Source organism: Gordonia sp. (in: high G+C Gram-positive bacteria) (assembly GCF_052106715.1).
Lineage (GTDB): Bacteria > Actinomycetota > Actinomycetes > Mycobacteriales > Mycobacteriaceae > Gordonia.
The window spans coordinates 1-14610 of record NZ_JBQEDL010000058.1; the positions used below are offsets into that span (position 1 = coordinate 1).

Sequence of the window (14610 nt, forward strand, 5' to 3'; positions counted from 1 at the left end):
GCCCTTCGGATGTGGTGGGGACACCCCCCCGCCCGCCCTGGGTGGGGGCCGCGCGCCGCTCCGGGTGTTCGTGTGCCGGTCCCGGGGGTCGAGCGGAGTCGAGACTCCCGGAGTTCGAGCTACGCGAAACCCAGCAGGGACTTCACTTCGAGGAACTCGTCGAAGGCGTAGTCGCTCCATTCGCGGCCGTTGCCGCTGCGCTTGTAGCCGCCGAACGGAGCGGCCGGGTCGAGCTGCGCGGAGTTGAGGGAGATCGAGCCCGCCCGCAGCTTGGAGCCGATTCGGCGGACCTCGTCGACGTCCTCGCCGGAGACGTAGCCCGCGAGGCCGTACTCGGTGTCGTTGCCGATGGCGACCGCGTCGTCGATGTCGTCATATCCGATCACGACCAGGACGGGACCGAACACTTCGGTACGCGCGATCTCCATGTCGTTGGTGACGTCGGTGAACACCGTGGGCTTCACGTAATAGCCGGTGTCGAGCCCGTCAGGACGTCCCGGGCCACCGACCACCGGCGTCGCGCCGTCGGCGACGGCGCGTTCGATGAGGCCCTGAATCTTGTCGAACTGCGGCTGCGAGACCACCGGGCCGAGCCGGACGTTCGTGTTGGGGTCGCCGACGGTGATATCGGCCGCGGTCTTCTCGATCACGGACTTGACCTCGTCGATGCGCGCGGTGGGCACGAGCATGCGGCTCGGTGCGTTGCACGACTGCCCCGAGTTGAGCATCATCGACGTGATTCCCGCTGCGACATTGCTGCCGAGTGACGCGTCGTCGAGCAGGATGTTGGGGCTCTTGCCGCCGAGTTCCTGGGCCACGCGTTTGACCGACGGCGCCGCGTTCTTGGCCACCTCGACGCCCGCCCGGGTGGAGCCGGTGAACGAGATCAGGTCGATGTCCGGATGCGAAGCGAGGGCAGTGCCGACGCCCGGACCGTCGCCGTTGACAAGGTTGAACACGCCCGCGGGAACGCCTGCCGCGTCGAAGATCTCGGCGACGATGGCCGCCGAGAAGGGTGCGACCTCACTCGGCTTCAGGACCATGGTGCAGCCGGTCGCGAGAGCGGGTGCGACCTTGCACATGACCTGGTTGAGCGGCCAGTTCCACGGGGTGATGAAGCCGCACACGCCGATCGGCTCTTTGACGATGCGTGAGGATCCGCGGTCTTCGGCGAATGAGAAGGTCTTGAGCGATTCCGCGGCGGTCGCCAGATGGGCGATTCCCATCGGAACGTGGGCCGCTGATGCGAGCCCTGCGGGGGCGCCCATCTCCTGGGTGACGGCGGCGGCGAGATCGGCCGCGCGGTTCTTGTATTCGGTCAGAATCGCGTTGATGACCGCGATGCGCTCGTCGACGCTGGTCTGTGACCAGGTATCGAATGCGCGTCGGGCCGCCACTACCGCGGCGTCGACGTCGGCCGCTCCGCCGATGGCGACGGTGCCCGCAACCTGCTCTGTCGCGGGGTCGATGACGTCGAGAGTGGTTGCGCCGCTTGCGGGGTCGACCCATTGGCCGTCGATGTAGAACTTGTTGAGGTCGGGCATGTGATCCGCCGTTCTGTGGGTGGCGAGAAGATTTTGAGAACGAACGTTCTCAAAAATGTGGGTGAATCCAGATTGCCGAACAGTAGAAGAAGTGTCAATGCCCGCGTGCGGCACGGACTCTACGAAGCTTCGAGTAGCTGCTCGGGCGTCTTGCCCGTCGCCTGGAACACGACCCGGCGGGCGATGAGCACCGCGTGATCGGCATACCGCTCGTAATAGCGACCGAGGAGGGTCACGTCGACCGCTGCGGCGACGCCGTGCTCCCATTCGCGGTCCATCATCACGGTGAACAGGTGCCGGTGCAGGTCGTCCATGGCGTCGTCGTCTTCCATGAGGGTGAGCGCGTCCTCGTAGTCCTGGCTCTCCAGGATGCGGCGCGCATTCCCGGCGAGTTCCACGGCGAGGCGCCCCATCTCCTCGAAGTATCCTGCGACTTCGTCGGGCAGAACCTTCGCGGGATGACGACGTCGGGCGATCTTGGCGACGTGCAGGGCGAGCGCACCCATCCGGTCGATCTCGGAGACGAGCTGGAAACCGGACACGATCGAGCGGAGATCGCCCGCGACCGGGGCCTGCAAGGCCATCATTTGGAACGCGAGGTCTTCGGCTTCGACCGAACGCTTGACGACGGCGTCGTGATCGGAGATCACCTGCTCGGCGAGTTCGAGGTTCGTCTCCAGGAGCGCTCGCGTCGCCAGTTCCATCTCACGGCCGACTTCATCGACCATCTGACCGAGCACGGAGTTCAGGGCAGCCATCTGCTCCTGGTAGGCGTCACGCATACGCCGAGTGTACTGATCGGTGTGGAACGCAGACCCTAGACCGGAGTGAATCGGACGTGAACTCTCGGAGGCGTGTCAACTGCAGGTGGTGTCGCCTGCGTTGGTGACGGCGAGATCGTTCGGCAGGTCGCCGTGCGAGGTGTTCTCCGGCAGTTGGCCGACGGTGAGAGTCGAACCCGCTTCCGGGAGCGCCCCCACGGTCTCGATGCCGCCGTAATCGGCTCCGAGGATCACCTGAACGCCGGACTTCACGGTCTTGTCGAGTTGAATCTTGGCTCCGGGGAACATGGAGGCGACAGTCGCGGCGGAGTCCTTCTCGCCGGGGCCGTAACGGACGACGGTCTGATCGACGTTAATCGACGCGTCGCCGATGCCGGACACCTCGACGCCTTGGCGGATGAGTTCGTTCATCACGGTGTCGGCGATCCCGGACTGCTCGGTGCCGTTGAGAACGCGGACCATCATGTTTCCCGCGTGCTGGGCGGTCATCTCATTGGTCTCAGGCGCCTTCGTCGCGGTGGTCGTCGGCGTCTGGTTCTTCTCGGCGTCGGCCTTCTTCTTCTCGCCGGGCAACTGTTCGTCGTCGATGATCGCGTTGAAGATGGCGTCGATGGCCTCGGTGCGCGGGAGCTCGTTGAACTGGCCGTCGGTGGAGGTGCCCGCGGTCGGGATCGTCAGGAACGTGACGGCGCCCGCGTCCATACCCTGCATCGACTCGGCGAGGTCGATGAGCGCGTTGGTATCGACGTTGTCGACGTAGCTGTAGTCGATGAACGTGTTGACGATCTTGTTGAGCTTGTTCGGGTTGGTGATGACGTCGCTCGACAGAGTGGACCGCAGTAGCGACGACAAGAACAGCTGCTGGCGCTTGATGCGACCGTAGTCGCCGTTGCCTTCGACCGAGATGTGTCGGGCACGCACATAGTTGAGCGACTGCTTCGGCGTCAGTTTGATCTTGCGGCCCGCAGTCTTGACGATGTAGCCGATCTGGTCGTCGAACAGCGGAACCTTGGAGCACACTTCGACGCCGCCGATGGCGCGGACGACGTGCTCGAAGCCCGCGAAGTCCATGGCGATGAAGTGGTTGATATTGAGACCGCTCATCTGTGTGATGGTCTTGACCAGGCAAGACGGCCCGCCGTCGCCGAACACGCTGTTGATCTTGACGTCGTTAGCTGCGGGGAGAGCGGCGCCGTACTCCTTGGTGCCGAAATCCCACTGGTCACATTCGGGACGGTCGACGGCGAGGTCGCGTGGCCACGACACCGCGACGACCCGACTCCGGTCTGCCGGAACGTTGACCAAGAGGATGGTGTCGGCGCGGGCGCCTTCGACGGTGCCCGAGTCGCCCGCCCCGAGGTCGGCGTTCTTGCCGTTGCGGGTGTCGGTGCCGACGATCAGGTACGTCTCGTCGCCGTGCTGCCCCTCCTTGTTGCGGATGTTCTCGTCGTCGGGGTTGAGCGCGGCGACGACGTTCCAGGCGCCGTTGAGGGTCCGGTTGAGGTTCCAGACGTAGCCGGTGCCGACGAGGGCGAGGATGCAGGCGAGGGCGACGAGCACCCGGCCGCTGTTGGTTGCGGTCTTGCGAGCGCGTGCCCGCCCGGTGATGGTGGGCTGGCTCGGTCGGATGCGCCGGATCGCGGCCGTCAGGTCGGGCGTCGGCTCGAGTGGTCGGCGACGTGGCCGGTCCGCACTGCCGTCCGTGCTGTCGGGTGCGGTCGGAGCGACGGCGGGGATCTTCTCGGTCTCGGGCGCGGGGTCGGCTTCGCGCGCCGAATCGGCGGGTGGCGTCTGGCCGCGCGATTCGCGGGCGGCGCGGGCGGCCGTCGCTTCGTCGGAGAGATCGACCGGTGCCCACTCGTGTCCCGCGACCGGGGGAAGTGACTGGGTTTCGTCAGGTTCTGTGGCGGGCTGGGCCGGAGGTCTGGGCCCTCGGGCCGGTGCGTCGGGGCGGGGTCGCGCACGCGGATCGATGGGCGGTTGCCGGCGCGGCGGTTGTTCTTGTGATGCGGGACGACTCGGCGTGCCGGACCGGCCTGGGCGTCGGCGCTGTTCGGGCCGCTGCTGTTCGGGGCGCTGCTGTTCGGGGCGCTGTGCGGCGGCTTCCGCGTCCATCTGCTCCATGAGTTGACGGACGGTGAGCCGGCCTCGTGGACGCACATATTCTTCGCGGCTCGAGGGCTCGCGGAGGCCTTCGGCGCGGGGGAGTGCGCCGGTGTCGCCGAACCGGTCGCGGAAATCGTACGAGTCGGACGACCGTCCGGCCCGGCGCGACCGCCGAGGCGGCGGCGACTGGGCGTCCGGCTGGTCGTCGCCGGGTCGGTCTGAACTCACGGAGGAACCTTACTGGTCAGGGGCTTCGAACATGATAGAGGCCCGACCTGAAAGTTTAATGATGGACGTGCCGTCGCGGCCCGGTCAGCCGCCCGAGTGCATGATCTCGGCGCCTTCGGGCACGATGTCTTCTTCTGGATCGTCGAGCCAGCCGTCGGGCAATGCGACGGAGGCAGGGGACCCCTGGCGGCCGCGCGGGCCGTGAGCGTCCTCCGGGAAGGGGGTGTCGGACGGGAGTCCGTCGATGAGTTCCCGCAGGTCGTCGAGTGTTTTCACGAGCGACAGCTGCGACCGTAGGTCCGAGCCGGCCGGGAAGCCGCGAAGATACCAAGCGATGTGCTTACGGATCTCGCGCATGCCTTTGTCTTCGCCGTGGTGTGCCGCGAGGAGCGAACCGTGCCGCAGCATGATCTGACCCACTTCGCCGAGATTCGGCGGTTCGGGGGCCTCGACGCCGCGGAGGCGGGCGGAGAGTTCGGCGAACAACCAGGGGCGCCCCAGGCAGCCTCGGCCGATGACGACACCGTCGCATCCGGTCTGCTTCATCATCGCGACCGCGTCGTCGGCTTCGAAGATGTCGCCGTTGCCGAGGACCGGCACGGACGTCACATGTTCTTTCAGGCGAGCGATCTCGTCCCACACGGCAGTGCCCGAGTAGCGCTGGGACGCCGTCCGCGCGTGCAGGGCGACGGCTTGCGCGCCTTCTTCGGCGGCGATGTGTCCGGCGTCGAGATGCGTGTGGTGGTCGTCGTCGATGCCGATGCGGAATTTGACGGTGACCGGAATGTCGGTGCCTTCGGTGGCTTTCACGGCTGCGGCGACGATGTTGCGGAATAGGCGTCGCTTGTAGGGGATGGCGGAGCCGCCACCTCGCTTGGTGACCTTGGGGACGGGGCAGCCGAAGTTCATGTCGATGTGATCGGCGAGGTTCTCGTCGACGATCATCTTCGCGGCCTTGTACGTGTACTCCGGGTCGACCGTGTACAACTGCATGGACCGGGGCGTCTCACTTGGGTCGAACGCCGTCATGTGCATGGTGACGGGATGGCGTTCGACGAGGGCGCGGGCAGTCACCATCTCGCAGACGTACAGGCCGGACACCGTCCCGGTGCGCTGCGCTTCGAGTTCACGGCAGAGGACGCGGAAGGCGACGTTGGTGACGCCTGCCATCGGCGCGAGGACGACGGGGCTGGCGAGTTCGATCGGGCCGATACGCAACGGATCCCGACCGGTCAGGAAGTCCGGTCGGGATTCGGTGGCATCGAGGATTGCGGTGTTCAGGACGCCTTCTTCTCGCGCTTGGCTGCCTCTCGGGCCAGGGCGCGGTCGCGCATCTCTTCGAAACGCGTTGCGTCTTTGTCGAGTTGATCGAGGAACGATGCGAGCTCTTCGCGGGTCTTCTCTCCTGCCGGAGTGAAGTCGTTGCGCTCGAACACATTCCACTTGCGCAGGACCGGCTGGATCACTTCTTCGAGGTGCTGGCGCAGATCGTAGATGCCGTGCTTGGCCATGAGGACGCCGTGGCGACGGAAGTTCGGCATGCCTGCACCGGGCATCTGGAAGTTGGTGACGATGTCGGTGACGGCGCGCAACGTCTGGTCGGGCGAGATGTCCATGCCCGCACCGCAGATGTTGCGGTAGAAGATCATGTGGAGGTTCTCGTCGGCGGCGATGCGCTGCAGCATTCGGTCGGCGATCGGGTCGTTGCACGCCTTGCCCGTGTTGCGGTGGCTGACGCGGGTCGCGAGCTCCTGGAAGGTCACGTACGCGACCGAGTGCAGGAGGCCGATCTCTTCACCGTTGGCCAGCATCTCGTCGGCGCGGTCGGCGGCGGCGAGGATCGGGTCGTACCCGTTGGTCATGTGGATCATGCGCGCTTCTTCGAGCGCGTTGGGGTCGACACCACGAGTGGCGACGAGGTAGTCGCGCATCGCGATCCCGTGGCGGTTCTCTTCGGCGGTCCAGCGGCCGACCCAGTGGCCCCATGCGGAGTCCATGGAAAAGTTGTCGGCGATCACCCGGTGATACGAGGGCAGGTTGTCCTCGGTCAGCAGGTTGGTGATCATCGCGGCCTTGGCGACCTCGTCGAGCTTGGACTGCTCGGGGTCGTAGTCGACGCCGCCGAGGGCGGCGAAGTTCTTGCCGTCGTCCCAGGGCACGTAGTCGTGCGGGTTCCAGTCGCGGGCGGTCTTGAGGTGCCGGTTGACGTTGTCTTCGGCGACCGTTTCGAGTTCCCGGAGGAGCTCGAGCTGAGTCAGTTCGCGTGCCATCGGTAAAAATCCTCCGGTCGGTTCTGCATGCGGCGTTATCGGGGTGAGTCGGCCCGCTTGCGGTCGACGTGCACTTATCCCTTCAGGCTACGTCAGTTGGGCAGTGGTCCCAAGTTCCTCGCCACCAGGTTTGTCGCATGTCACTACCGCGTTGTTACTCAACCGTAGGTTTCCGGAGGTAGAGCCAACTTCGGAGCGTCAAACGTGTTCATCGTTACCTGAATCGGGTAACGATCACACGATTAGCGGTGTTCGGACAACACCCGCAGTGGTGTGGGTGTCCAGGCAGGCCAGTCAATGGGCCGGGCGGCCGTGCCGGCGACGAAGTCTGCGACTACTTGGCTGTGGTTGCGTGAGTTGTCCCAGACGCGAGCGCGGTCCGCGCGAGTGATCGCCAGGGCGACGTTCGGCCACAGTCGATCGTATCGACTCTTAATCTTGTCGACCGGCACGTCGTGACCGCCGGACTCTGCGCGGCTACGGACGCGTAGAACTGCAAGTCTCGCTGGGATCATCACTGCGTGAACGATGACGACGAACCCTGCGTCTCGCGCGTCGTCGATGAGGTCGAGCTTTGACGGATGTGAGAATACGGTTTCGGCGATCAGTGGGGAGCGTTCGGCGATCAGTCGGTCTCGCCAGGCTGCTGCGATCTGGGCAGCCTCGTAGGAGTTGCCCTCTGCGTCGTCCGGCCATCGTTGTTTCGCGATGACGTCGGCGTTGACGAAAGTGGACTCGACGAGATCGGGTTGGATCGTCTCGGCGATCAGGGTCGATTTTCCTGCCCCGTTGCACCCGACCACAAGGTCGAGTCGGGGCGCGGTGGTCATTCGACGATCGTCTCAGTGCCGTCAGGGCGGGTCTCGACTATTCGCCCGCCTGAATCGAGGTGGAAGGATCGGTGTCCTTCTGCTGCACGCCGTTCGGGGATGTCGGCCGCAGCCATTCGCGCTTCGGCGCGTGCGTCGAACTGCGCGTCGAACGACCGCACTTCGTCGTCGGTGAGTGACTGTCGTGACAGGGTGCCTGCGAAGACTGACTCGATCCGCGATTGCGCCGATGAGTTCGGTGCGGTGACCGCGCGTCCTGCCGACGCCCAGTACTCCAACTGCTGTCGGGCGGACCTGTTCTCCACTTCGCCGACCGCTTGCGCCGATTCGAAGAGTTCGGCGGAGAAGCGGGTGGCTCGGTCGGCGTCCTTCTTTGACTTGCGTCGCGCGCCTGACCGACCGGTAGATGCTGCAGTCATGATGACCTCCGTTGCAGGTTGCAACAGCAATTCTACGTCGTGTTGATCGGGCCTGTCACCTCCGACGGTGGATCTGTAGACAACTCAGCGAGTAGGCGCGTTTGTCCACAGGTCGAGGGCTACTTCCGCCGCGCGAACATCGCGCCGGTCGTCTCCATCCACTGGCGGGCTTCGTCGTCGAGGGTGCCGAGTTGGGCGGCGCGGTCGCACCAGTTTCGGGCCATGAGGCCGAACTTCATCGGGTTGTAGACGTCCTCCTCGCAGCTCCACAGGCCGTCGCCCGCGTACGTGAGGATCGTGATGTTGGTCGCGGTGAACAGCGAGCCGTCGCCGGGGTCGCGCATCGGGTTGTCGACCTCGCAGATCACGCGACCGGTCGACGGGTCGGTGACGTGCCACAGCGACGGGTATCCCGTCATGTGGCTGCCGGGGAACTCGGTCATAGTCTTGTTGATCCAGACGCGGATCTCGTCGCGTCCGTGCATGGTGCCGTAAGCGTGTTCGACGTAGTCGGCGTTCTCGGTGAACTGGTCGGCCCACACGTCCCAATCCCGGTGCTCGGCCACTTCGGCGACGGTCTTCTGGAATTGTGTGAAGGCGGCGTCGAGGTCGTGGGCGCTGAACGAATCGGTCATGAGGGCCGATACTAGGGCAGTCGAGAACAAAGTGGAACACGTTCCAGTCATCCGTTCGGGGGGTCTGGCCCGAAGGCCCCTGGGTCATTCACCCGACGTGCGGCGAATCGGGTGGTTGCGAGACCCTGCCGGTAGCATGCGGCCCATGTTCGAAGTCGGAGACGAGGTCGCGGGGTACCGCGTCGAAGCCGTGCTCGGAGCCGGCGGCATGGGCGAGGTGTACCGCGTTCGCCATCCTCGGCTTCCGCGCAGTGACGCGATGAAAGTGCTGCGTTCGGCGCACGCCGGCGACCCGGTGGTGCGCGCACGGTTCGAGCGCGAGGCGGATCTGGTCGCACCTCTGGTCCACCCGAATCTGGTCCGCGTGTACGACCGTGGCGCACTGAACGACGACCTGTGGATCGCTATGGAGCTGGTGCCCGGCACGGACGCGTCCAAGATCGTCAAGCAGTCGCCGGGCGGACTCGATGCTCGGCTGGTCGCGAACATCGTGGACGGTGTGGCCGCCGGGTTGGACGTCGCACACCGTTTCGGAGTGCTGCACCGTGATGTGAAGCCGGCCAACATTCTGATCACGCCCGGACAGGACCCGATCCTCCCCGACGCGGTGAAAGTGACTGACTTCGGTATCGCGCAGGCTCTCGGCGATACCGCGGGGGATCTCACCAGCACCGGAACCACGGTCGGGACCATGCGGTACTGCGCGCCCGAGCAGATCGACGGTCGCGCTGTCGACGGTCGGTCGGACCTGTACTCGCTGGCCGCGACGACCTTCGAACTCTTGACCGGCAGTTCGCCGTACGACGCGACCAGCATCCAAGGGTTGATGACGGCGCACATGTTCGCCGAGCCACCCCGCGCCAGCGAACGGAACCGAAGTCTGCCTCCTGCTGTCGACGCGGTGATCGCACTCGGACTCGCGAAGGATCCACTCCAGCGCCCGCCGTCGTGCCTGGCATTCGCACAGGCGCTGCGGACCGCGCTGTTCACCGGCCTCGGTCCGGTGGTGCCGGCGTCGTTCGCGAATACTCCGGGGGCGCCCGTCCGGAATCCTCCGCCGGGTGCGCCTGCTTCGCCGGTGCCGTCCGCGCAGCCAGCTGTTGGCGCCCCAGCTGGATCGGCACACTGGTACGCGCGGATCCCGGTGATTGCGACGGCGGCGACCATCGCGGCCGCTGCCATCGGAATCGGCACCGGATTCGCGTGGACGTCGGGCGGTCGTCTCGACGAGCCCGGTGACTTCACGGCGAAGGCCAGTGCGAAGGGCGTGGAGATGTCGTGGAACCTCGTTTCGGGTGCCGACGAGTACGTGGTTCAGCAGGACGGCGTACCCGTCCGGACGGTGAGAGCCTCCTCGTTCACCCTCGCAGCGCCGTTCCCCGGCACCCACACGTACTCGGTAGCCGCAGCGAGCACCACTGGCGCGAGGTCCGACTTCGTCAGCAGCGACCCGATCGATGTCAGTCTTACCTGGGGTCCACTGCGTGACGTCGCAGGGTTGTACCCGCAGCTGCTTCCGGCAACCCCGTTGAGTACCAACGGGTTCGAAGGCGCCGTCTGCAGGGGATCGGGCCCCGAACTCGCCGACCGTCATCCGGGGTCGATGATCGTCTGCAGCAAGAAGGAGGGGGACGACGTCCTCTATGAGATCCGGATCGGTTCGTATCCGGATGAGGACACCGCAGGCCTGGTGGCGATCATGAGCTTGGATTCGTCGAAGACCGAGTACACGGTGAGGTCGGCACAGAACAGCAAGGGCCGGGTGTCGACGGGATCCAAGGCCGGTGAAGCCCGCTCGATCTTTGTGTTCGACGACGACGAGAAGCAGCGCGCGACGACCTTCGTGGAGGTCGCGATCCCCGATGAGCGTAAGACTACGCAGGCCCGCGAACTGCTCGGAAGGCTGCCATTCTGATGACGTACCCCCACGCAGCGCACCGGGAACCCGACCGACGTCGCCGCCGCCAGTACATTCTCATCGCCGCAGGGGCACTGGTGGTGCTGGTGATCTGCGCGCTGGCCGTCCGTTTCGGTGTCGGCAAGCCGGGTGCGGTCGACGCACCTGGTCGGCTCAGCGTGTCGGCGGAGGGAACCACCGTGAAAGCAGCCTGGACCGGCGTGGACGACGCCGACGCCTACCAACTTGTCCGCGACGACGGCGTGATCGTCTACGAAGGCGGCGACAACGTTGCAGGCGACACGACAGCGCCCCAGGGAACTCATGAGTACACAGTGAGAGCGATCTCGCGCGGAGTGCTGTCGGCACCGAGTGCCGACAGTGAAGTCACGGTAGGCCCTTCCTGGGGTCCTTACGCTCCCTTCGTCAAGCAGTTCCCCAACGTGCTTCCGCAGTCACCGGACATCGCCGGCTGGAAGGGCCTGCACTGCACGTGGCTGCTCAGCGGATTCCAGGCAGAAACGGGTCCCCGAGACTCAGGGAGTGGCGACATCCTCGCTCGCTCGCGGATGGCCTGCGATGGAACGGATCTCGCCCTCGCAGTAGCCTGGCTCGACTCCAAACAGGCGACCGACGCGGTATTCGCTGCAGCGTCCGCGAAGCCGCGGAGCCAAGCCCTCCGCTGGAGGTACGGGACCGGCTACTTCGACGAGGCTTCGCGCATCGCGTACCTGCGACCCGAGCACCCGGCCAACACCTGGATCGCCGTCCAGCAGGGCGGGTCAGGCGGCAAGGAACAACTCCTCGACCTCGTGAACGAAATGCCGCTCGAGGACAGGTAGCAAGCCCACAGGCAGGAGTTTGGGGGTGCCCTACGCGTGCGCGCTCGGAGCGCGGCGTGACCAGATCACAGCCTGACAGTTCGCGCTGATCGGGGCGTCCCGCCAACCCGGAACCGTCAATGCGGGCGCTTCGCCGGGTGCCAGCCGGCCGTTCCGTCGGTCGGGGAGGACGCTGGTCCGCACGCCACCAGCCAGCGCGGCAGAACCGACGATCTGCTGGCGGTCAATTGCGACTCAGGAGCGAGGATCTCGGCGAAGTGTTCGTACAGCCATCTGAGTCGACACTCAGATCTGAAGAGTCAATTACTCTGGGATAAAAGGCTGTGAATAGTGTCTACTACTTCACGGTCGGAAAGTAGCGAGTACCCGAATTCGAGGTCATCGAATAGCCCGAGCTTGAGTATAATAACTTCCCCACGGAGCCGATACTTCAAGGAGTTTAAAACAAGTCTACGGTAATCAATGGGCAACGAGTCAGCGCCGAAGATATTCGCGCGTCGCGCATTGTCATCCGGGCCGCGGGCTAGACGTGGTCGTGCGGATCCCAGCGTATACTGAGGACCTAGTAGGACTAAGCAGTCCTCGCCCCGTCAATGGTGCGTATGTGCCAACGAACTGCTTGCTACTATCGGCATACGTTCGAAGGTTCGCTGTCTGCCGGTCAACGGTAGTGCTTCGTTCTGGGCCTTGGGGCCAGAGTCCTCGCTTCATGAACTTGGCTTCGAATAGCCTGTTGGGAAAGGTCACTATGGGGGTGAATGATCGAGCCTCAAACCCTGCGCCTAACCGGTCTAAAGCTTGCGAAAGCAGGGCATCCGAATTATCGAATTCCCGGTACGCAGGATCATTTCCTCGGGCGATGACCTCGAGAACCCCCACTCTTGAGTATCAATTTCCGGGTGGGAGTCCGATACGATCGGCCACTTGTCAGCGGCGCCCACTACGACGGAAACATTAGTAGGCATAATCGCCTCTATCTGGTGTATTGAAATGAGGTCCTCGGTTCTGACCCCCCTTCTCAGACGCCACATGCGCGATCGGACGAGTTCGGCACCGCTCGAGCAGGCGGCGTCTTCCCTCCGCTGCCAGCGGGGCATAACGTCCATACCCACAACACCTGGGATGCGACCTATGAAACCGACTGATTCGTAAGGTCAGTTCGGACGGCCGCGCCGAGCAACAGCACTCTCTCTCCATTGAAGCACGTGGTGTTGAAATATATCGTGGAAATCCTCATCTGGATTGAGATCCTTATATTCGTCGCCGGACCGAAGTGCTATCGAAAGTTCCGTCTCAAATCCATCCACAATTGGACGAACGTTATCAAAATAGGCAAGTAGGGAAAACAAGGATGAGTGCGCCCCCAACGCAATCAACTCCGGAAGAATATCAAGAACTTCTTGCGGAGCAGACGTAATAACTTCACGAATCCCCTCCAAATAAGGAAGGCCCTGATTTTCCGGACCAGCTACGTCCGCAACGACTCGATTGATTCCGTCAACGAAACAGTCGTCGACGACAAACTTCTTGACAAACTCTTCGCTATCAATTTGGTTCATTCAACTCAACCTCTCATCCCTAGTTTAGTAGCACTAGTGACAACCATACTTTAGCCCATACGTTGACGGGGCAAAATCCTCGATTTTCGACACCTGCCCATCCGGCGTATTCGTGAAGTTTCTCAAATCAGCAACGTTGTCTCGTACGAGGGTCTCCGGCGAACCATTATACGGTCCGCGAACAGTCGGAATCTTCTGATGCTCGCCCCGAGGAAGCGCAATAGCCGTACCTGTTTTTGAATCATATCCATTGATTACTTGACCTGCAGGATGCTTCTGTGGAAGGTGGTGGATATCGAGGTCATCCCCTGAGGTCGACCTCCTATTAAGGTCGTTATAGGCACCAACTTCGTACTTCTGTACCGGGTTGCTGGTACCCCGCTTTTTATGTGCGCCATCAACCCGAGTGGGTCGACCCGTTGGGGTTGATGGCGCACTTCAAGCCGAGGGGACCGGACGGCCGAAAACATGCCAGACGTACACGGGCCTTGACCCCAGGTGTTGGGCACGCTGAATCCCGCATGATTGGCGGGGGAAGCGAGATGATCGACACCGATGGCAAGGAAAAATTATCCCGACGAGTTTAAGTGGGACGCAGTGGCGCTGTACCGAGACACTGAGGGTGCGACGATCACCCAAATCGCTGGCGAGCTCGGCATCAGTGGGGTGACGCTCTCGGCCTGGTGCAACCCAGATCAACGATATTGGCCGTGACACGGGATGCCATACATGTGGTTCGAAGGACCCGGGAACGACACGAGGTAACTTCATTCCGGATCACCAGACACCGTCGAAGGTAATCAATCCCGGCGAGTCTCAGCGGTTGTATCCGCACTGCCGGACATGCTCTAATCGTCAAGGTGGATTCCTGCGGTGGATGAACCGGGCGGGCTCATAAAAAATAGATCCAGGGAGTGATCCTTATGACAATAATCCATGTTTCTGTACCTGCACCCAACGGGATGTTATTTTTGCATGATTCGGATGCTAGCTCAGGTCCGGATATAGACGGTAGCTCGCCAATTTATCTCACGAACTCATGTATCGCCGTAACGGTGATGCATGACTTTGACGGTGATGTCTCGCTCACAATCGTAGAGAATGATCTGTCATACCATCTCGATGGGCGACTGACAGAAGTATGGACTGGAGAATTGGAAGTTGCGAGTGGTGAGATACAGGTTACAAACGTGCCAGCGGAGATATTCTTCCGTGGTCAGTTTTCTAAAAGAGTAAAGCTGTCTGTATATACTGACGGCGAGATTGAAGCGGAGTCGGTCGTTATAGTCTTGTCGTCTCTGTGGACTGAACTGTCACGAGCCTGACGGAGAGAAATTAGTCCGAAGGGAAATCAATCTTTTGTCTTGTCCATGGTAAATACAGGGTCAGAATACCCAAATCGGTATTGACAGTCACTACAGGTCGGTGTCAAACGGCGGGTGAAAACCGGCTCTTCGGATTTGAGAGTGCGTGGGTGAGGTCCGTACCGGAGCGGGGT

At 63.2% G+C, this 14610-nt stretch carries 12 protein-coding genes; 3 read left to right on the plus strand and 9 right to left on the minus strand.

Going from position 1 to position 14610, the window contains the following annotated elements; translation table 11 throughout:
* Nucleotides 1-119: 119 nt before the first annotated feature.
* The 8 genes from ACTIMF_RS18235 to ACTIMF_RS18270 all read right to left on the minus strand — a co-directional run bounded on the left by ACTIMF_RS18235 (nucleotide 120) and on the right by ACTIMF_RS18270 (nucleotide 8814).
* Nucleotides 120-1544, minus strand: a complete 1425-nt coding sequence (locus tag ACTIMF_RS18235) for an aldehyde dehydrogenase family protein (RefSeq protein ID WP_442351698.1) — start codon at nucleotides 1542-1544, stop codon at nucleotides 120-122.
* A 119-nt stretch (nucleotides 1545-1663) separates the two neighbouring features.
* A complete protein-coding gene (gene phoU, locus ACTIMF_RS18240; RefSeq protein WP_442351699.1) occupies nucleotides 1664-2326 on the minus strand; it encodes a phosphate signaling complex protein PhoU in 663 nt (220 codons plus the stop codon).
* Nucleotides 2327-2401: 75 nt separating this feature from the next.
* Nucleotides 2402-4660 carry an LCP family glycopolymer transferase gene (locus ACTIMF_RS18245; protein ID WP_442351700.1) on the minus strand — a complete coding sequence of 753 codons (2259 nt, stop codon included), beginning with the start codon at nucleotides 4658-4660 and terminating at the stop codon, nucleotides 2402-2404.
* A gap of 84 nt (nucleotides 4661-4744) precedes the next feature.
* Nucleotides 4745-5896 (minus strand): tRNA dihydrouridine synthase DusB, encoded by a 1152-nt coding sequence (gene dusB / locus ACTIMF_RS18250; RefSeq protein WP_442351710.1) that lies wholly within the window; start codon nucleotides 5894-5896, stop codon nucleotides 4745-4747.
* A gap of 41 nt (nucleotides 5897-5937) precedes the next feature.
* Nucleotides 5938-6930 (minus strand): acyl-ACP desaturase, encoded by a 993-nt coding sequence (locus ACTIMF_RS18255; protein ID WP_442351701.1) that lies wholly within the window; start codon nucleotides 6928-6930, stop codon nucleotides 5938-5940.
* A 242-nt stretch (nucleotides 6931-7172) separates the two neighbouring features.
* The gene (locus ACTIMF_RS18260; RefSeq protein ID WP_442351702.1) at nucleotides 7173-7760 is read right to left on the minus strand and encodes a zeta toxin family protein; all 588 of its coding nucleotides are present in this window, start codon (nucleotides 7758-7760) and stop codon (nucleotides 7173-7175) included.
* Entirely contained in the window at nucleotides 7757-8179 is a 423-nt protein-coding gene (locus tag ACTIMF_RS18265; protein ID WP_442351703.1) for a TA system antitoxin ParD family protein, read from the minus strand. Before ACTIMF_RS18265 ends, ACTIMF_RS18260 begins: the two co-directional genes overlap by 4 nt.
* Before the next feature lie 119 nt (nucleotides 8180-8298).
* Nucleotides 8299-8814, minus strand: a complete 516-nt coding sequence (locus ACTIMF_RS18270) for a nuclear transport factor 2 family protein (RefSeq protein WP_442351704.1) — start codon at nucleotides 8812-8814, stop codon at nucleotides 8299-8301.
* Nucleotides 8815-8959: 145 nt separating this feature from the next.
* Between ACTIMF_RS18270 and ACTIMF_RS18275 the strand changes: the two genes are divergently transcribed.
* Together ACTIMF_RS18275 and ACTIMF_RS18280 are read left to right on the plus strand one after the other, a co-directional pair.
* Nucleotides 8960-10729, plus strand: a complete 1770-nt coding sequence (locus ACTIMF_RS18275; protein WP_442351705.1) for a serine/threonine-protein kinase — start codon at nucleotides 8960-8962, stop codon at nucleotides 10727-10729.
* On the plus strand, nucleotides 10729-11553 hold the full coding sequence (locus tag ACTIMF_RS18280; RefSeq protein ID WP_442351706.1) for a hypothetical protein: 825 nt from the start codon (nucleotides 10729-10731) through the stop codon (nucleotides 11551-11553). Before ACTIMF_RS18275 ends, ACTIMF_RS18280 begins: the two co-directional genes overlap by 1 nt.
* 1154 nt (nucleotides 11554-12707) lie before the next feature.
* Here ACTIMF_RS18280 and ACTIMF_RS18285 read toward each other — a convergent pair.
* Complete coding sequence (locus ACTIMF_RS18285; protein ID WP_442351707.1) at nucleotides 12708-13112, minus strand: hypothetical protein; 405 nt, start codon at nucleotides 13110-13112, stop codon at nucleotides 12708-12710.
* A gap of 555 nt (nucleotides 13113-13667) precedes the next feature.
* Between ACTIMF_RS18285 and ACTIMF_RS18290 the strand changes: the two genes are divergently transcribed.
* Complete coding sequence (locus ACTIMF_RS18290) at nucleotides 13668-13826, plus strand: transposase (RefSeq protein ID WP_442351709.1); 159 nt, start codon at nucleotides 13668-13670, stop codon at nucleotides 13824-13826.
* Nucleotides 13827-14610: the final 784 nt, after the last annotated feature.